General features: G+C 65.8%; 16 protein-coding genes. 7 read left to right on the top strand and 9 right to left on the bottom strand.

Translation table 11 applies throughout. The features are described from left to right. Window positions 1-86: 86 nt before the first annotated feature. From ACJJV6_RS15835 to dinB, 6 genes are all read right to left on the bottom strand, one after another. Window positions 87-1,877 (bottom strand): peptidoglycan D,D-transpeptidase FtsI family protein, encoded by a 1,791-nt coding sequence (locus ACJJV6_RS15835; protein ID WP_407709415.1) that lies wholly within the window; start codon window positions 1,875-1,877, stop codon window positions 87-89. A 47-nt stretch (window positions 1,878-1,924) separates the two neighbouring features. Beyond that, window positions 1,925-2,626, bottom strand: a complete 702-nt coding sequence (locus tag ACJJV6_RS15830; RefSeq protein WP_407709414.1) for a hypothetical protein — start codon at window positions 2,624-2,626, stop codon at window positions 1,925-1,927. Further along, window positions 2,623-3,615, bottom strand: a complete 993-nt coding sequence (rsmH, locus tag ACJJV6_RS15825; protein WP_407709413.1) for a 16S rRNA (cytosine(1402)-N(4))-methyltransferase RsmH — start codon at window positions 3,613-3,615, stop codon at window positions 2,623-2,625. The genes ACJJV6_RS15830 and rsmH overlap by 4 nt, the downstream gene beginning before the upstream one ends. 166 nt (window positions 3,616-3,781) lie before the next feature. After that, on the bottom strand, window positions 3,782-4,210 hold the full coding sequence (gene mraZ, locus ACJJV6_RS15820; protein WP_009358613.1) for a division/cell wall cluster transcriptional repressor MraZ: 429 nt from the start codon (window positions 4,208-4,210) through the stop codon (window positions 3,782-3,784). A gap of 374 nt (window positions 4,211-4,584) precedes the next feature. Further along, the gene (locus tag ACJJV6_RS15815; RefSeq protein ID WP_133352207.1) at window positions 4,585-4,959 is read right to left on the bottom strand and encodes a DUF3040 domain-containing protein; all 375 of its coding nucleotides are present in this window, start codon (window positions 4,957-4,959) and stop codon (window positions 4,585-4,587) included. Window positions 4,960-5,236: 277 nt separating this feature from the next. Continuing rightward, window positions 5,237-6,394: a DNA polymerase IV gene (gene dinB / locus ACJJV6_RS15810; RefSeq protein WP_407709412.1), complete on the bottom strand. Its 1,158-nt coding sequence runs from the start codon at window positions 6,392-6,394 to the stop codon at window positions 5,237-5,239. 140 nt (window positions 6,395-6,534) lie between these two features. Between dinB and ACJJV6_RS15805 the strand changes: the two genes are divergently transcribed. After that, entirely contained in the window at window positions 6,535-7,062 is a 528-nt protein-coding gene (locus ACJJV6_RS15805) for a hypothetical protein (protein WP_009358611.1), read from the top strand. Continuing rightward, window positions 7,059-8,153, top strand: coding sequence for a polyprenyl synthetase family protein (locus tag ACJJV6_RS15800; protein WP_407709411.1), 1,095 nt, complete (start codon window positions 7,059-7,061; stop codon window positions 8,151-8,153). The genes ACJJV6_RS15805 and ACJJV6_RS15800 overlap by 4 nt, the downstream gene beginning before the upstream one ends. A gap of 9 nt (window positions 8,154-8,162) precedes the next feature. Here ACJJV6_RS15800 and ACJJV6_RS15795 read toward each other — a convergent pair whose 3' ends face one another. Then, window positions 8,163-8,516: an Rv2175c family DNA-binding protein gene (locus ACJJV6_RS15795; RefSeq protein ID WP_035753185.1), complete on the bottom strand. Its 354-nt coding sequence runs from the start codon at window positions 8,514-8,516 to the stop codon at window positions 8,163-8,165. A gap of 242 nt (window positions 8,517-8,758) precedes the next feature. On the opposite strand from ACJJV6_RS15795, the gene ACJJV6_RS15790 reads away from it, so the two are divergent. Together ACJJV6_RS15790 and ACJJV6_RS15785 are read left to right on the top strand one after the other, a co-directional pair. Then, window positions 8,759-10,132 (top strand): LysM peptidoglycan-binding domain-containing protein, encoded by a 1,374-nt coding sequence (locus ACJJV6_RS15790; RefSeq protein ID WP_407709410.1) that lies wholly within the window; start codon window positions 8,759-8,761, stop codon window positions 10,130-10,132. Window positions 10,133-10,233: 101 nt separating this feature from the next. Beyond that, the gene (locus ACJJV6_RS15785) at window positions 10,234-12,354 is read left to right on the top strand and encodes a protein kinase domain-containing protein (protein ID WP_407709409.1); all 2,121 of its coding nucleotides are present in this window, start codon (window positions 10,234-10,236) and stop codon (window positions 12,352-12,354) included. A gap of 31 nt (window positions 12,355-12,385) precedes the next feature. Here the strand turns inward: ACJJV6_RS15785 and ACJJV6_RS15780 are convergent, their stop codons facing one another. Both ACJJV6_RS15780 and ACJJV6_RS15775 read right to left on the bottom strand, forming a co-directional pair. Next, window positions 12,386-13,780: a class II 3-deoxy-7-phosphoheptulonate synthase gene (locus ACJJV6_RS15780; protein WP_009358608.1), complete on the bottom strand. Its 1,395-nt coding sequence runs from the start codon at window positions 13,778-13,780 to the stop codon at window positions 12,386-12,388. A gap of 91 nt (window positions 13,781-13,871) precedes the next feature. Continuing rightward, window positions 13,872-14,687: a lysophospholipid acyltransferase family protein gene (locus ACJJV6_RS15775; protein WP_407709408.1), complete on the bottom strand. Its 816-nt coding sequence runs from the start codon at window positions 14,685-14,687 to the stop codon at window positions 13,872-13,874. A 111-nt stretch (window positions 14,688-14,798) separates the two neighbouring features. On the opposite strand from ACJJV6_RS15775, the gene ACJJV6_RS15770 reads away from it, so the two are divergent. From ACJJV6_RS15770 to ACJJV6_RS15760, 3 genes are read left to right on the top strand one after another with little or no spacing between them, the layout of a single operon-like run. Beyond that, complete coding sequence (locus ACJJV6_RS15770) at window positions 14,799-15,587, top strand: carboxylesterase (protein WP_133352221.1); 789 nt, start codon at window positions 14,799-14,801, stop codon at window positions 15,585-15,587. After that, complete coding sequence (locus ACJJV6_RS15765; RefSeq protein WP_009358605.1) at window positions 15,584-16,387, top strand: carboxylesterase; 804 nt, start codon at window positions 15,584-15,586, stop codon at window positions 16,385-16,387. Before ACJJV6_RS15770 ends, ACJJV6_RS15765 begins: the two co-directional genes overlap by 4 nt. After that, window positions 16,374-16,937, top strand: a complete 564-nt coding sequence (locus tag ACJJV6_RS15760; protein WP_407709407.1) for a hypothetical protein — start codon at window positions 16,374-16,376, stop codon at window positions 16,935-16,937. Before ACJJV6_RS15765 ends, ACJJV6_RS15760 begins: the two co-directional genes overlap by 14 nt.

Genomic DNA, 16,937 nt, shown 5'->3' with positions numbered 1-16,937 from the left:
GGGATCTCCGATGGTGCTAGTGGAAAGTGGCCGGCGCAGAGGGGACCGGATCAGCGGGCTGCTGGTCCGGGCTCCAGGCCGGGATGCTACTTGGCGAACTGGGGCAGCCTGGCCGGCTCGCCGGTGGACGGCTGGACGTTGTAGGTCCGCAGTGCCTGGCTCATCACCGACCGGAAGACCGGCCCGTTGGTAATCCCGTAGATGCTGCCCTTGGGCCGCTGGAGTACCACCTCAACAATAAACCGCGGATCATCCATGGGGGCCATGCCCACCAGGGAGGCCGTGTAGCCGCAGTAGCCGGCGCCGTCATCGCACGGTGACTCCGAGGTGCCCGTCTTCGCCCCCACGCGGTAGCCGTCAATGCCCGCATCCTTGATCTGGCCTTCGGTGACGGCGCTCTCCAGGATGTCCTGGACCTGCTCGGCCGTGTCCTCCGAGACGATCCGCCGCGAGGGCGCTGCGGGCACCTTCTCCTCCGCGCCGTCGGGCGAAACATAGGAATCGATCAGGCGCGGCTGGAGCATGACACCGTTGTTGGCAATGGACTGGAACGCCCGCACCGTCTGCAGGGTGGACTGGGACACCCCCTGCCCGAACAGGACTGTATATTCCTGCCGGCCGTCCCATTGCTCCCAGGGGGTCAGGATGCCGGAGGCTTCGGCGGGAAGCCCGATGTCGGGTGCCTCGCCGATGCCGAACTTCTGCAGCCATTCGTAGCGCTGTTGCTTGCTGAGCCGCTGCCCGGCCATCACCGTGCCGGTGTTCATCGAATAGCCCAGGATGCCGGCCAGGGTCCGTTCTTCAGTGCCGTGGGCGAAGGAGTCGCTGAACGTCTGGCCGTCCACGGTGTAGGAGGGACCCAGGGTGAACGTGTCCAGCGGACCGGCTTTTCCCTCCTCGATCAGGGCGGCAACCGTCATCATCTTCTGTACGGATCCGGGCTCGTAGGCGGCCGTAACGGCCCGCACTCCGCGGTCCTTGGCGGCCACCCGGCCGGGATCATTGGGGTCCGGGGCATTGGTGTCCGCCATGGCCACCAGGTCCCCCGTCTTGGCATCCATCACGATGATGCTGCCCCACTCAGCGCCGAGCTTGTCCGACTGGCTTTGGATGGCCTGCTGGGCGAAGTACTGAAGATCCGAGTTGATGGTGAGCTTGATGTCCTTGCCGTCCTGCGGCGGCGTCAGTTCGTCCATGCCGACCGGGATCCGCAGGCCGTCCGCCCCGATCTCGAAGAGCCGCTTGCCGTCCTTGCCCCGAAGAAGTTCATCCTGGGTCTGCTCGATGCCTGCCTGGCCGGTGCTGCCGTCCTTCAGGAAGCCGATAATGCCGCCGGCCACGGAACCGTTGGGATAAACGCGCTTGCTGACGCCTTCCGTGACGATGCCCGGGATCTGCAGTTTCGAGATGCGGTCTTCAACGTCCGGCTTCACGTCCTTGGCCACGATGTAGTACGGCCGCTCACCGGTCACGGCTTCACGGATGGCGTCCTTGTCCATCCCCAGGGCGGCAGCTAATTCGGTGAGCCCCTGGTCCCGGGACACGTCCACCAGCTTTTCGTTGGCTTCGTCGAGCCGCTTGAAGGTTTCGGTCTTGGTGTTGACCCGCTGGTCCACCACCACGTTGTAGCGGATGACGCTGTTGGCCAGGACGGTGCCGTTCGAGTCCAGGATGCTTCCCCGCTCGGCCGGCAGGACTGTCTCGGTCATCCGCTTGTCGAGGGCGGCCGCTGCCATGCCGCCAACATCCAGTCCCTGGACCAGGAAGAGCTTGCCGCCCACCACCAGCAGGAGGGTCAGCATGATGCCGAGCCCCAGGCGCAGCCGCCGGGTGGCGTTGGGTACCTTGTCTGCCGGTTTGCCGGTCCTCTGCGCCACCGTGGAATTCCTTGCTGTTAGTCCCTGTTACCTGCCGGATGTCCTGGCTACTGCCCCGGGACCTTCTGCTGCGGCACGGGTACCGTGCCGCCATGAAGCTCAACCGGGGGTGCCGACGGGGCGGGCGGAGCTGCCGGCGGCTGGGTCTGTTCCTTGGCCTGGCCGGCGGGAGCGTCCGCGGCGGGGGTTTGGGCTGCGGGCGCTGCCGCTTCCACCGGTTTGCGGCTCTCCAGCGGCTCCCCCTTTGTTGCCGGCGGGACCACCAGGAGCTGGCCGGCGACGGCCGGGGCAGGGATGACTGCACCCTCGGAGCCGCCCTTAACTGCCGGTGTCGCCTTGCCCGTCACGGAAAGGGTGGACAGATCGATCTGGCCCTTGACGGTGGACGCCACCATGCCCAGGTCCTTGGCCTTGGCGGCCAGGTTCTGCGGAGCCTCGAAGTTCTGCACCTGCTGGGTGAGGTCCTGGTTCTGCTTGGTCAGGGTGCTGTGCCTGGCGCGCAGTTCCACGAGCTGGTACTGCGCGGTGGAGACCGAGATGTTCAGGACCAGGACAGCGATCAGCGCCACGGCAAGCAAGGCAAAGCACAGCACCACGAAGGGGGCGCGGCGCTTCCGGGGCATGCTGCGGACCACGGAGAGCGGCGTGCGGCCCTTCCGGCCGGCACCTGGTGATCCTGCAGGCAGGCTGCTGCTGGCTGCCGAACTGCCGGAGACGACGGGAAAGTTCTTGACGGCAGCGGTGCTCATACAGCTCTCCTGGCTCTGATTCGTTCAGCCGCACGCAGCCTTGCTGAGGCTGCCCGCGGATTTTCGGCGATTTCGGCGGCGGTAGGTACCTCGGTGCCTTTGGTCAGGGTTTTCAGTTCCGGTTTGTGCTCCTCGAGCTCCACGGGAAAGCCGAGGGGCGCCGAGGATTTGGAGCGGGACTGGAAGACGCTCTTCACGATCTTGTCCTCCAGCGAGTGGTAGGACATCACGACGATGCGCCCGCCCAATGCGGTGGAGTCGACTGCTGCCGGGACGGCCCGCTCCAGCACATCGAGTTCTTCGTTAACCTCGATGCGCAGGGCCTGGAACGTCCTCTTGGCCGGGTGTCCCCCGGACTTCGCGGCCCCCGCCGGCACAACCGCACGGATCTGGTCCACCAGTTGCCCGGTGGTGGTGAAGGGTGTCTCCGCCCGGGCGGTGACGATGCGGTTGGCTATCCGGCCGGCGAACTTCTCCTCGCCCCACTTCCGGATGATCCTGACCAGCTCTTCTTCGCTGTAATTGTTGACCACGTCTGCCGCGGTCTGGCCACGGCTCGTGTCCATGCGCATGTCAAGGGGGGCGTCGAAGGAGTAGGCGAAGCCGCGCTCCCGCTCGTCGAGCTGCAGTGAGGAAACGCCCAGGTCCATCAGGATCCCGTGGACTTCCGGCACGCCCAGGTCCTCGAGGACGTCCTGGATCTCGTCGTAGACGGCGTGGACCAGGTCCGTGCGGGCTTCGAACGGCGCCAGGCGCTCCCCGGCAAGGGCCAGGGCTTCCTCATCCCGGTCGATGCCGATGAGGTGGAGGTCCGGGAAACGCTGGAGCATCGCCTCGGAGTGGCCGCCCATGCCAAGGGTGGCATCTACTGCCACGGGCGTTTCGCCGCGCAGCCTGGCCGCCTCGAATCCCGGGGCCAGCAAATTGATGCACCGGTCCCGCAGGACCGGCACATGGCGTTCGGACGTGGGCTTCGGTTGTTCGTTCATGCCTCGTCCTTTCTCGCCGTGGTGGTCGCCGTACCCGCTTCTTGGGCCAGATCCCCATCCGCGCCTATCGACCCGCCCGCCTGGCTCCGGGGAAGTGAGTCAGGTTGGCCAGCCGATGGGCGGCTGGAGATCTCGTCCAAGAAACTCCTGTTGCTTATCCGGGAATTCAGAGAATGCCCGGAATGGGATCATCAGTTTCCGAGAAGGCAGTTTCCTTCTCAGCGAGGTATTCATTCCAAGCCTGGGCGTCCCAGATCTCGGCCCGCGAACCCGCCCCGATAACGGCAAGCTCCCTGCCGAGTCCTGCGTACTCCCGGAGCGCGGGTGGAATAGTCACGCGCCCCTGCTTGTCAGGTACCTCGTCAGAGGCTCCAGAGAGAAAAACGCGGATGTAGTCACGGGCCTGCTTGGAGGAGATTGGCGCCTCCCGCATCTGCTCATGGACCCGTGCAAATTCCTTCTCACTGAAGACGTAGATGCATCGTTCCTGGCCCCTCGTGAGCACCAGCCCGCTGGCAAGTTCCTCGCGGAACTTCGCGGGGAGAATGATCCGTCCCTTTTCATCCAGACGTGGCGAGTGTGTGCCCAGAAACACTGGCCCACCGCCTGTCCGCTGTCAGGAACTGCACATCCCCAATGTTGCAACCACCCTCTTATGTCCTCCACATTACTCCACTTTCCCCCACAGTCAACGCAAAACGCGCCCAGGCCGAGGGAAGTAATGGGAACTTGACCCCGAAACGGCGCGGATTTTGGGCGAGTGGTGGAAAGTGGAGGGCTTTTACCCAGTCCCCACCCTTCGAAGCACGGCCCGGCGCGCCTGTTGACATGCCCGCAGGAGCCATGAAGGGACAGTGGGAGCCGAGGGCTGGAAAGAAGGCTTAAAGCAAAAAAGATCCCCTTTCGGGGATCTTTTCTGAATTGCCCACCCCCGCAGGGGTGGAAAGTGGAGGGCCAGGGCCCGGGCGGTTATTGCTCGCCCCTGCGCCTTTCATCCCAGCGCTCTTCAAGGCTGCTCATGAAGGAGCTCCTCTGTTTGCCGGACTTTCCGCTGCCGGATTTGGAACCAGGTTTTGCCGCGGCCGAACTTCGCATCGTGGCAAAGTAAACGCCGCCGCCCATCACGATGAAGCCCAGGACGCCGACGAAGATGTTCTGCAGCGTGACACCCACCAACAGCAGGAAGACGCCAGCCAGTGCGCAGAGGACGCCGATCACCACATGCCGCGTGGACCAGGACCGTCCGGGGTCGGACCCCATGGAATTCGCGAACTTCGGGTCATCCTCGTGAAGCTGCTTCTCAAGCTGCTCAAGCAGCTTCTGTTCGTGCTCCGACAGCGGCATCACGACCTCCTTTTGTAGGCCAACGTCCGGGCTGGTTCCCAGCCACTACTTCTGCACCATTAACGACTGTTGTTCCTTAGTGGTTCCCGCTTTGCCGGCATTGGCAAAAACGGAAACCAGGCATACAGCCGCGGGAGCGGGAGCATGTCCAAGAGGGTCCGGCAGTAAGTCCAGTCACTCAAAAACTATGTATCTCTAAGGATAGTTTGTTGAGGGCTGTTCTGAAAGACGGCAATCGGCTTCGTGGACGGCCTGCGGACGGGGACCTGGCCCCTGGTCAGGCGCCCGTTCCCGGCTCCATCAACCGGGCCGGCAATACCGACTTGTTGCCGAATTTTCTGGCTACCTCATCGAGCGCCTGTTCCGCCGCACGCCAGTTGTCATCCCGGCGGTCAATGCTGAGCTGGAGGGATGTCCGGGAGGCATCCTCCAGCTGCTCCGCCCTTACTCCCACGAGGCGCACAGCCATGCCCCTGTTTCCCGCCGCCTCCAGCAGCTGGAGGACCACCGCGTAGATGAGCTGGGCGCTGTCCACCGGCGTGGGTACTGTCCGGCTGCGGGTGATAGTGGAGAAATCCGCGAAGCGGAGTTTCAAGGCAACAGTCCGCGCCACCATTCCCGAAGCGCGCAACCGCGCGGCGGTACGGTGCGACAGCCGGAGCAGTTCTCGGTGCAGGACCGCCTGGTCAGCGGTGTCCGTGGCGAACGTCTCTTCTGCCCCGATACTTTTTTCCAGCCGCACCGGGGTCACCGGGCGGGGGTCGATGCCCCAGGAGAGCTGATGGACGTGTTCACCGGTGGCACCCAGTGTCTTCCGGAGTGCTGACACGGGCGTTGCCGCCACGTCCGCAACCGTCCGGATCCCCATTTTGGCCAGGACCTCGGCCGTCTTCGCCCCCACGCCCCACAGCGCGCCGACCGGCAGGCTGTGCAGGTACGGCACTGTTTCATCGGGCCCGATGAGCAGCAGGCCGTCAGGCTTGCACCGGGTGGAGGCAATCTTGGCCACGAACTTGGTCTCGGCTATCCCCACGGAAGCGGTAATGCCCAGCTCCGAGGCAACCTGCCGGCGGACCAATTCTCCGATACCCCTCGGCGGACCGAGCCGGCGGAGGGCTCCGCTGACATCGAGGAAGGCTTCGTCGACACTCAACGGCTCAACGAGTTCGGTGATGGACCCGAAGATGGCCATCAGCTGTGCGGAGACGTCGTAGTACAGCTTGTGGCGCGGCTCGATGATCACCGCCTGCGGACACATCCTGGCAGCAACAGCCATGGGCATGGCGGATTTCACACCGAAGGCCCGGGCCTCGTAGGACGCGGAGAGGACTACCGAGCGCTCTCCCGGAAAACCGACGATCACAGGTTTACCGCGCAGTTCCGGACGCGTCCGCAGTTCCACCGAGACGAAAAAGGCATCCATATCCACGTGCATGATGCACTTGCGCCTGCGGCCCGGAACGCGGGCAGCGGCTGGCTGATTGGTACGGTCTGGCCCCACGACTGCAATCCTAGCTGCCGGTACTGACTAAACTGGAGGCTGCATCCGGCATCAACTCCAGGAGGAAAATCCCTGTGACGGTCTTTGGAAACCTCAAGCCTGCGGGCTTGGCCGCCTTCGCTGCCGGTGCAGCCCTGGCGCTGGCAGCCTGCAGCCCCACTCCGTCAGAGGCACCGGGATCCACTTCCGCCACGTCCGCGCCGGCCGCCACGCAGTCCACCCTGACGGCTTCGCCCAGCCCGTCCGCTTCGCCCAATACCTCCGCCACCGTCGGCGCCGTGGTGGAGGGCTTCCCCCAGCAACTGCTGCCCCTCATGCCTGGTGCCACTGTGGTGTCCAGCAGCTTCGACAAGGCATCAACCCCCGCCACCGCCGCCCTGGTGGCAACGGTGGGAGCACCTCCAGCCGCCGTACTCGATTTTTACACCAAGACCCTCGAGGGGCAGGGCTTCAAGGCGGTCCCCGGCGACGCGGTGGGGGCAGTGGCATCCAAGGACTTTGTCCGGGGCGACAACGAAACTGTGAACGTCGCGGTGGTGGAAGCCGCTGGTGTATCCACCTTCACCATCGGCGCCAACGTGGCAGCTGAGTCAGCCAAGTGACGGCCGCGGAGCAACTGCGGCACGAACAGGCAGACTACGTCGCGGCGGTGGCCGGTGAACTCACCGGATTCCTGACATCGCAGCAGTCTGTCATGTCTGCCATCTCCCCGGATATCGACCCGATCATGGGCTCCATATCCAACCTGGTCACCGGCGGCAAGCGCCTGCGGGCCCTGATGTGCTACTGGGGCTGGCGCGGCGCAGGCGGCGAAGCCAATGCCGTGGAAGTAGTGACTGCAGGTGCGGCCCTGGAGCTGTTCCAGGCCGCCGCCCTCATCCATGACGACATCATCGACCGGTCGGACACCCGGCGGGGAGGACCGAGCGTGCACCGCCGGTTCAGCCAACTGCACGGTGACCAGGGCTGGGCGCTGGACAGCGAACGGTTCGGCCAGGCGGCCGCCATCCTCGCCGGCGACCTGTGCCTGTCCTTCAGCGAGGAAGCCTTCACGGACATCGGTGAGCGGGCAGCCTCGGGAAGCAGGGCGAGGCTGATCTTCAACCTCATGCGCGCAGAAGTCATGGCCGGCCAGTACCTGGACATCCTGGAGGAAGTGGCAGGCCCTGTCCGGGACCGCGCCGGCGCCGTCAGCCGGGCCCAGTCGATCATCCGCTTCAAAAGCGCCAAGTACTCCACTGAGCACCCCCTTGCCCTCGGCGGTGCCCTGGCGGGTGCCTCCAATGACCTGCTGCGTGGATATTCAGCTTTTGCGCTGCCCCTGGGCGAGGCCTTCCAGTTGCGGGACGACGTCCTGGGTGTTTTTGGTGACCCGCTCACTACCGGAAAGCCTGCCGGGGACGACCTGCGCGAAGGCAAGCGGACCGTCCTGGTGGCCCTCGCACTCGACCAGGCAACGCCTGCGGAGTCCGCATTCATCGACGCAAGGCTGGGCAGCCCGGATCTTTCGGATGACGACGTGGCGGAGATCCGCAGGATCATCGAGGAATCCGGTGCACTGCAGGCCACGGAGGTTTTGATCAACGAGTTCGGCTCGGCGGCGTTTGAGGCGCTGGAGGCCCTTCCGCTCGAGGAACTGCCCAAGACAGCCCTGCGGAGGCTGGCTGAGGCTACCGTCAGCCGCGCCTCCTAGGGCTGCTTGTCACCAGGCGAGGGTCTGGGCCCGGCGCCTGATCTCGGTCTTGCGGCCCTCCCGCAGCGCGTCGATAGGACGGCCACGCAGTGATTCGTCTTGGGTGAACAGCCAGATGATCAGGTCCTCGTCCGAATACCCGGCATCGGAGAGAACCACAATTGTCCCTTTAAGGCTGTCGACGACCTGCCCGTCCTGGATGAATTCCGCGGGCACGGAACGGATATTGCGTTCCCCCACCCTTAATGCGGCCAGTGCCCGCTCATCAATAAGGCTGTGCACCCTGGTGATGGAAACATCCAAAAGGCGGGCTACGTCGGGAAGGGGCAACCATTCGCCCACAAGGTCTTCTACATTACTCACGGATCAAGGTTGCCACGGTGGGCCCCCGGGCGCCTAGTCAATAGACCGAGACCCGCCTCCTGACCTGCGGACACTCCCGAAAATCTTTCCTTGCCGGGATTCCCGGAATTCTTGTGCTATTTCCGGATTCATGAGAGATTCACAGTGTTAACGCTAGTAACAGTAATAACTTGAGTAACACTAGTATCAGGAATGTCAGCGGCATCCCCGTCCGCGCCCGCAGTTGAGAAGAGGATTTTTCCATGACAATGTCCCGCTCGCCCAAGCGGCCACCCAAGCCGAGCCTGCCAATGATTGCCGCCACCACAGCGGCACTGCCCGCGGTCGTATTGTCCTCCCTGGCTGTGGCCGAGCCTGCTGCTGCGGAAAAGCCTGCCCGCGCCATTCCTGCAACCCTGGCTGCGGCCATGGAAGCACAGGCTGCACAGGCGAAGGCGGCACACATTCCAGCCGCTGCTGTCTCCACTACCATTCCCACTTTCAAGCCGGCGCAGCCGTCGGCACCCGCTGAATACACCATTGCCCGGGGCGACACCATCAGCAGCATTGCCGGGCGCTACGGCCTGAACACCGGGGAAGTCCTGCGGCTCAACAACCTCCAGGCGAACACCCTGATCTACCCGGGACAGAAGATCAAGCTTTCCGGGGAACCGGCAGCACCGGCCGCGCCCGCCGCTGCGCCCGCACCGGCAGCACCTGCAACCGGTGAGGGTGCCACCTACACGGTGAAGCCCGGGGACACGCTGGGGGCGATCGCCGCCCGTCACAACGTGCGCCTGTCCGAAGTCTTCAGCTGGAACAACCTCAACATGCGCTCGATCATCCACCCCGGGCAGAAGATCAAGGTGGGCGGCGGGCAGCCCGCACCGGCTGCCCCCGCCGCAGCGCCGGCACCCGCCGCGGTGCTGGCAAATTCAGCAGCCACCCCTGCTCCGGCTACCGGCTCCTACACCGTCAAGGCCGGTGACAGCCTCTATGCCATCGCGGCACGGCACAACGTCAAGCTCTCCGAGCTCCTGTCCGCCAACCAGATGAACATGGGCACCGTCATCTACCCGGGCAACAAGCTGGTCATTCCCGGCGCTCCCGGCCAGGCACCCGCCCCCCAGCCTGCGGCGGCAGTCACACCGCTGGTACCGAGTTCCTTCCTGGGATTCAGCTATCCGCCCGCCGTGGTCAGCTCGGCCAACGAGAACAAAGCGCTCCTAAACGCGGCTCCGGTTCCGTCCCGCGCCGAGATGCGCAACATCGTGGCCGACACTGCGCGGCGCATGGGCGTCGATCCTGCACTGGCCCTCGCGTTCGCCCACCAGGAGTCTGGCTTCGACCAGCGCGCCGTCTCCCCCGCCAACGCAATCGGCACCATGCAGGTGATCCCCAGCTCCGGCCAGTGGGCCTCGGACCTCGTGGGGCGGAAGCTGAACCTCCTGGACCCGTACGACAACGCAACTGCCGGCGTCGCGATCATCCGGCAGCTCCTGGCAACCAGCAAGGACGAAGACAACGCCATTGCGGGGTACTACCAGGGCCAGTACTCCGTCAGCAAGTACGGCATGTACGACGACACGAAGGCGTACGTGGCTGCCATCAAGGCCCACCGGCAGAACTTCGCATAGCCCCTTTGGGCACCTACTGCGGGGATACGGGGACAGCTGTGGGGAGGGTCCGGACCGATGACGGGTTCGGACCCTTTTCATTGCGGGACTAGGATCGAAGGGTGCAGGAACACGTCTCTGACCCGTTTGTGGGAACGCTGGTGGACAACCGCTACACCGTGCAGTCCCGGCTTGCCCGCGGCGGAATGTCCACGGTCTACCTCGCCGTGGACCAGAGACTGGAGCGCGATGTCGCACTGAAGGTCCTGCACCCGCACCTGGCCGCGGATGAGAGCTTCCTCGGCAGGCTGGGGCGCGAGGCGAAGGCAGCGGCCCGGCTCTCCCACCCCCATGTTGTGGGAGTCCTGGACCAGGGCCATGACGGGCACACCGCCTACCTGGTCATGGAATACATCAAGGGACACACCCTTCGCGACGTCATCAACAGCAAAGGCGCACTGCCGCCGCGGCTGGCACTTGCCCTGGTTGATCCCGTGGTGGAAGGACTGGCCGCTGCGCACACGGCCGGGTTCATCCACCGCGACGTGAAACCGGAAAATGTCCTGATCGCCGACGACGGCAGGATCAAGATCGGCGACTTCGGCCTGGCCCGGGCGGTGACCACGTCCACGAGCTCCGGGACGCTGATGGGAACCGTGGCCTATGTCCCGCCGGAGATTGTCCTGGGCCGGACGGCAGACGCGCGAAGCGACGTCTACTCCGTAGGCATCATGCTGTTTGAAATGCTGACCGGACAACAGCCGTTCAAAGGCGACGTCCCCATCCAGGTGGCCTACCAGCACGTCAACGGGACAGTGGGACCGCCGTCGGCGCTGGTGCCCGGGCTGGCGGGCGAACTGGACGAACTCGTGCAATGGTGTACGGCCAACGACCCCGAAAACCGGCCGGTGGACGCGAATGCACTTCTGCAGGAACTGCGGCACATCCGGACAAACCTGACCGATTCCGAGCTGGACCTGCATCCTCCGGCCGCCGCCGGGACCGCAGTCTCCGCCGCCCCCGATGCCCGGGAGACCGCCCCGGTCCAGGAAGCTGGTTTCCGGAACCACACGGAGTTCATCACGCGGACCAGCAACCCCACCACGGTCATGCCCTCGGGCAGGCCGGCACCTCCCGCCCACGGTCCGGCGCTGGGCCAGGAGTTCCTGCAGCCGGACCGCGGCGCCGCCCCGGGCAGCCATATCCTCACCCCTCCCGGCGAGGACGTTGAGGAGCCCTGGGCGCCCCCGGCACCGCAGCTGAGCAAGCGGGCACAGCGCAAGGCCGGGAAGGAAGACGAGAAGGCAAGGGCGCGCGCGGCCGCGACCCCCGTGCGTTCACTCCGCGAAGGCAGTACCCGACGGCGGGGCGTCCTGTGGGTGGTGGTACTGCTCCTCGCGGCCCTGCTCGCCACGGGAGCCGGCTGGTTTTTCGGCATGGGCCCGGGGGCTGCGGCCACCATCCCGGCCGTGGCAAACAGGACGGTGGCGGAAGCCCAGCAGCTCCTCACTGAAGCCGGCTTCAGGTCCACAACGAGGGACGTTTTCGACGACGATGTTCCCAGCGGGCTGGTGGTGGGAAGCGAGCCGGAGGCCGGGACGGAAATCCGGAAATTCCAGCCTGTTTCGCTTTACGTGTCCAAAGGCCCGCAGCTGTTCCCCCTGCCGCAGCTCTCCGGAGGAACGCTGGATGAGGCCAAGGGCGCGCTGAATGGCGCCGGGATGGCGCTGGGTCCGGTGACCGAGGAATTCAACGAGGACGTGCCGGCGGGCATTGTCCTGTCCCAGGATCCGGTTGCCGGGACGCCCGCCAGGCATGGCACGCCGGTAGCAATGGTGGTTTCCAAGGGACCCGAACCCATCCCCGTTCCCTCTGTGGTGGGCCAGGACGAGGACGATGCCATGGACGCCATCGAGGCGGCCGGGCTGAAGGCTGAGGTGGCCCGGGAAGAAGTGTTTGACCGGAACGTGCCGGAGGGCGCGGTTGTCAGCCAGTCGCCGGCCAGCGGGACGCTCACCCGCGGCGGCACCGTGACCCTGACCATCTCCAAGGGCCCGCGCATGGTGGAGGTTCCGAGTTTTATCGGGCGGCAGGCCAACGAAGCCAGGCGTGCGCTCGAGGCGCTGGGCTTCCAGGTCCGCGTCAACAATGTGCTGGGTGGCTTCTTTGGAACCGTCCGGGACCAGGACCCCGTGGACACGGAGGTCCCAGAGGGGTCCGTTATCACACTGACGGTGGTGTAGGCGGCCGGACCGCCCACACCACCCGGCAGTGTCAGTGCTTGGCGAGTGCGCCGGCCACCAGGAACGCCATTTCCAGCGACTGCATGTGGTTCAGCCGCGGGTCGCAGACCGACTCGTAGCGGTCCAGGAAAGCGTCCTGGTCGATGGGATCGGCGCCGCCAAGGCACTCAGCCACATCGTCACCGGTCATTTCCACATGCAGGCCGCCGGGCACCGTTCCCAGGGCATGGTGCACCTCGAAGAAGCCGCGCACCTCGTCAATGACGTCGTCGAAGTTCCTCGTCTTGTACCCGTTGGGTGACGTGACGGTGTTGCCGTGCATGGGGTCGGTGACCCAGAGCACCTGGGCGCCGGAGGCAGTGACCTTCTCGACGACGGCGGGCAGCTTTTCCCGGATGTTTCCGGCCCCCATCCGAGTGATGAAGGTCAGGCGCCCCGGTTCGCGTTCCGGGTCGAGCTTGTCGATCAGGCGGAGGGCGTCATCGCCGGTGGTGGAGGGGCCAAGCTTGACGCCGATCGGGTTCCGGACGCGGGACAGGAAGTCCACATGCGCGTGGTCCAGTTCGCGGGTCCGCTCCCCGATCCAAAGGAAGTGGGCCGAAGTGTCGTACGGGAAGCCGGTCCGGGAGTCGATCCGGGTCAGCGCCCGCTCATAGTCCAGCAGCAGGGCCTCGTGGCTGGCGAAGAACTCGACGCGCTTGAGCGCCTCAAAATCCGCACCGCAGGAGTCCATGAACTTGATGGCCCGGTCGATGTCCCTGGCCAGCGACTCGTAGCGGGCGTGGGCAGGGTTTTCGGTGAAGCCCTTGTTCCACTGGTGCACCGAGCGGAGGTCGGCGAAGCCTCCCTGGGTGAATGCCCGGATGAGGTTCAGCGTGGAAGCGGAGGTGTGGTAGGCGCGGAGCATGCGTGAGGCGTCGTGCCCGCGCGATTCAGGCGTGAATTCGTAGCCGTTGACGATGTCGCCGCGGTACGCCGGCAGGGTGACACCGTTCCGGGTCTCGTCATTGGAGGAGCGGGGCTTGGCGAACTGGCCGGCCATCCGGCCCATCTTGATGACGGGCATCGCAGCGCCGTACGTCAGCACGACAGCCATCTGCAGGATGGTCTTGACCCTGGCACTGATCTTGTCCGCCGTGGCGGCCTCGAAGGTCTCCGCGCAGTCGCCGCCCTGCAGGAGGAACGCCTTCCCCTGGGCAGCAGCGGCCAGCCGCTCACGCAGGATGTCCACTTCACCGGCAAACACCAGCGGGGGAAGCACGGAAAGTTCCTTGACGGAGGCGTCGAAGACTTCCTTGTCCTGCCAGCTGGGCTGCTGGGAAATGGGAAGGTCCCGCCAGTCGTCCAGTCCGGGATAGTTGGCGGCTCCGCTCTGGGCGGTGCTGGACAGCGAAAAGGCGGGTTTTGCAGATAGCTCAGTCACCATCTAAGACTAACGGCAGCGCAGGACACCTGGACACCGCACCGTCACGCTGGCCGGCGTCCGCGTCACAACCCCCGGTTGCCAAAGCCGCCCCTCAGCCGGTGGCGGCAGCACCGCCGTCGTCATCCCCCGCCCGCTCCACCGGGGCGGAGCCGGGCCTTGGGTCCCCGGCGCCGGTCCCGCCCGCGGAGGGATCAGGGACTATGGAACCCGCTTCCGGTTCCACCGGTTTGCCCGCCAGCCGGAGCTTCACCACCGCCGCGTACTCGTCAACATATTCCTGCCCGGAAAGCCGCTGCAGTTCGAACATGATCTGGTCCGTGACTTTCCGCTGGACATCGCGGTCCTCGGCCCGGTCACCGTAGGCCGTGAAGTCCAGCGGCTCACCGAAGATCATCCCTATCCTGCGGATGTTCGGCAGCCGCTTGCCGATCGGCTGCACCTTGTCAGTGCCGATCATGGCCACCGGGATGACGGGAACGCCGGCCTGCAGGGCCAGCCGGGCGACACCCACCTTTCCGCGGTAGAGCCTGGCATCCGGGCTGCGGGTGCCCTCGGGATAGATGCCGAGCAGCCCGCCATGGTTGAGGACGCCCATTCCCGCGCTGAGGGACGCCGCGGATGCGGCACCGCCGGAGCGGTCCATGGGCAGCTGGTTGGTCAGCCGGAAGAACAGGGCTGTCAGCCGGCCTTTAATGCCGGTGCCGGTGAAGTATTCCATCTTGGCCAGGAAGACCACGGGGCGGCGGACCATCAGCGGCAGGAAGATGGAATCGGAGAACGACAGGTGGTTGGACGCGAGAATCGCCGCACCCTCGGCGGGGATGTTGTCCAGGCCCTTGACCCAGGGGCGGAAAAGCAGCTTCAGGACCGGACCGAGGAAGATCCTCTTCATGACCCAATAGAACACGTGGTGAACCTCTCCGGAAGGCGGCCCCCAGGCTCCGCATTGGGCCTGGTCAGCAGTTCAATGCAACCCTACTCTAGTGAGATTTGACCGGAACAGTGACACGATGGACTCATGACTGAAAGCAGCATCCCGCCCCGTCCTGCCGCTTTCAGCTATCCCGGCCATGGAGCAAACGCGCAGGTGGGCGTGGCAATCTGCCATGGATTCACCGGCAGCCCGCTGAGCGTGCTGCCGTGGGCGGAGCACCTGGCCGGGCAGGGGTACGCCGTCTCCGTCCCGCTGCTGCCCGGGCACGGTACGGACTGGCGGCAGCTGGCCAGGACGGGGTGGGGCGACTGGTACCGCAGCTACGAAGCCGCTTTCCTGGACCTCCAGGCACGGACCGAAACGTGCTTTGTGGCGGGGTTGTCCATGGGTGGGGCGGTGGCCCTGCTGACTGCCTCCCGCCATCCGGTGGCAGGGGTGTCGGTGGTCAATCCGGGGTTGAGTTTCTACGACCGCCGCATCCACATCATCGGGGTGCTCAAATACTTCCAGCGGACCACGATCCCCATCCAGGAGGACCAGCCGACGGCGCCCCACACCGAAGACGGCGACTACTCCCGCACGCCGCTGGCAGCCGTGCACGAGCTCAAGAAGCTCTTTGGTGCCGCCATCCGGGGCTTGCCCCGCATCACGGCACCGGTCCAGGTCTTCAAGTCGAGGACGGACATTGTGGTTCCGCCAACCTCCCTCGCATTGCTCCGGCAACGGCTCGGCCCGCGCCTCAGCGAGGTGGTGGACCTTGCCAGCAGCGGGCATGTGGCTACGCTGGACGTGGACGCGCCGGAAATCTTCGCCAGGTCCAGCGCCTTCATCCGCGCCCATGCCCGATTGACCAGCACTTCGGAGACCCCATGACGTCCAGCCCGGACCACAGTCCCTTCACGAGCGCGCCCAGCGGGGACGGGCCCAGGACCGGCGTGGTCCTCTCCCATGGCTTCACCGGCAGCCCGCATGGGCTTCGGGCGTGGGCACAGGCCTTCGCCGCCGCCGGTTTCGCTGTGCGGATGCCCTTGCTGCCGGGGCACGGCACCAACTGGCAGGAGCTCGCCCGGACCCGCTGGCAGCAGTGGCACGGTGCACTGGACGATGCCTACCTCGAACTCGAAGCGGAATGCGACCATGTGTTCGCGGCGGGGCTCAGCATGGGCGGCGCCCTGGCCCTGCGGGTTGCCGCCACGCGTCCCGTGGCGGGAGTGGTGCTGGTCAACCCGGCGCTGGTGATCGACGATCCGCGGGCACCGCTCGCAGGCATCCTCAAACTCGTGCTGAAAAGCACCCCGGCCATTGCCAACGACATCCTGAAGGAAGGCATGGACGAGGGCGCCTATGCCCGTACTCCGGTTGCGGCGGCCCATGAGATGAACAAGATGTTCCGGGACACCATCCGGCTCCTCCCCCGGATCACCGCCCCTGTCCAGGTCTACAAGTCCACCGTGGACCATGTGGTCTCGGACGCAAGCATCGCCGTGCTGCGCCGCCGCCTGGCCTCGGTGCCCGTGGACGTGGTCCGGCTCGACAACAGCTACCACGTGGCCACCATGGACCACGACGCCGAACGCATCTTCGAGGGCTCGGTCCAATTTATCCGCCGGGTGCTGGCCGCCGGCGCAGCCCCTGCGGCCGGAAGCCAGGAGGTGCAGCATGAACAGGCATGACTCCGGCTCCCCCGATTCCGCGGACCAGGGAGCGAACCAGGACGACGCCGTCTGGCTGGACCTGGTGGCACGGCTGGAAGCCGGCACTCCTTCCGGGGCAACGGATCCCCCTACGCCGGAACCGGCGTCACCGGCCGAGCCGGAAGATCCGGCTGCCCGGGGCACCGCGTCCTTCCGCGATTTCGACCCCCTGGGCCTGGCGGGCGCGGCCCCGGCCGAACCGTCCGCGGCACAGCGCCAGGCCTCGGCCGGCCAGGACCGGAAAGCGGATGCGCCGGACGGCCCCCGTGACTACGCCGTGGACGACGACGGTGGCGACTTCGTCCCCGAGGAACCCCCGAGCCTGGCCGGCACCGACCCGCTGACCATGCTGGCCTGGCTGGCGGCCGTGGGCGGGCCGATTGCGCTGCTGCTCTCAGCGATGTTCTGGCGTTCCGCGCCGCTGCTGGCGATCGTGGGCATTGTGGCCGCGTTCGTGCTGGGCACCGTGTACCTGATCATGAAGCTGCCGCAGGACAAAAATGAGGACGACGACGGCGCGCGGGTCTAG

Origin of the sequence: Arthrobacter nitrophenolicus (assembly GCF_045833485.1) — a bacterium.
GTDB classification, from domain to species: domain Bacteria; phylum Actinomycetota; class Actinomycetes; order Actinomycetales; family Micrococcaceae; genus Arthrobacter; species Arthrobacter nitrophenolicus.
Note: the sequence above shows the minus strand (reverse complement) of the source record. Positions and strands in the feature narration are given on the sequence as shown.

Excerpts from the sequence above, each read along its gene's own strand:
- ACJJV6_RS15770 (WP_133352221.1), top strand. The coding sequence starts at position 14,799 with ATGACTGAAAGCAGCATCCCGCCCCGTCCTGCCGCTTTCAGCTATCCC.
- ACJJV6_RS15780 (WP_009358608.1), bottom strand. The coding sequence starts at position 13,780 with ATGGTGACTGAGCTATCTGCAAAACCCGCCTTTTCGCTGTCCAGCACC.
- ACJJV6_RS15760 (WP_407709407.1), top strand. The coding sequence starts at position 16,374 with ATGAACAGGCATGACTCCGGCTCCCCCGATTCCGCGGACCAGGGAGCG.
- ACJJV6_RS15815 (WP_133352207.1), bottom strand. The coding sequence starts at position 4,959 with ATGCCGCTGTCGGAGCACGAACAGAAGCTGCTTGAGCAGCTTGAGAAG.
- rsmH (WP_407709413.1), bottom strand. The coding sequence starts at position 3,615 with ATGAACGAACAACCGAAGCCCACGTCCGAACGCCATGTGCCGGTCCTG.
- ACJJV6_RS15830 (WP_407709414.1), bottom strand. The coding sequence starts at position 2,626 with ATGAGCACCGCTGCCGTCAAGAACTTTCCCGTCGTCTCCGGCAGTTCG.
- ACJJV6_RS15790 (WP_407709410.1), top strand. The coding sequence starts at position 8,759 with ATGACAATGTCCCGCTCGCCCAAGCGGCCACCCAAGCCGAGCCTGCCA.
- dinB (WP_407709412.1), bottom strand. The coding sequence starts at position 6,394 with ATGCACGTGGATATGGATGCCTTTTTCGTCTCGGTGGAACTGCGGACG.
- ACJJV6_RS15765 (WP_009358605.1), top strand. The coding sequence starts at position 15,584 with ATGACGTCCAGCCCGGACCACAGTCCCTTCACGAGCGCGCCCAGCGGG.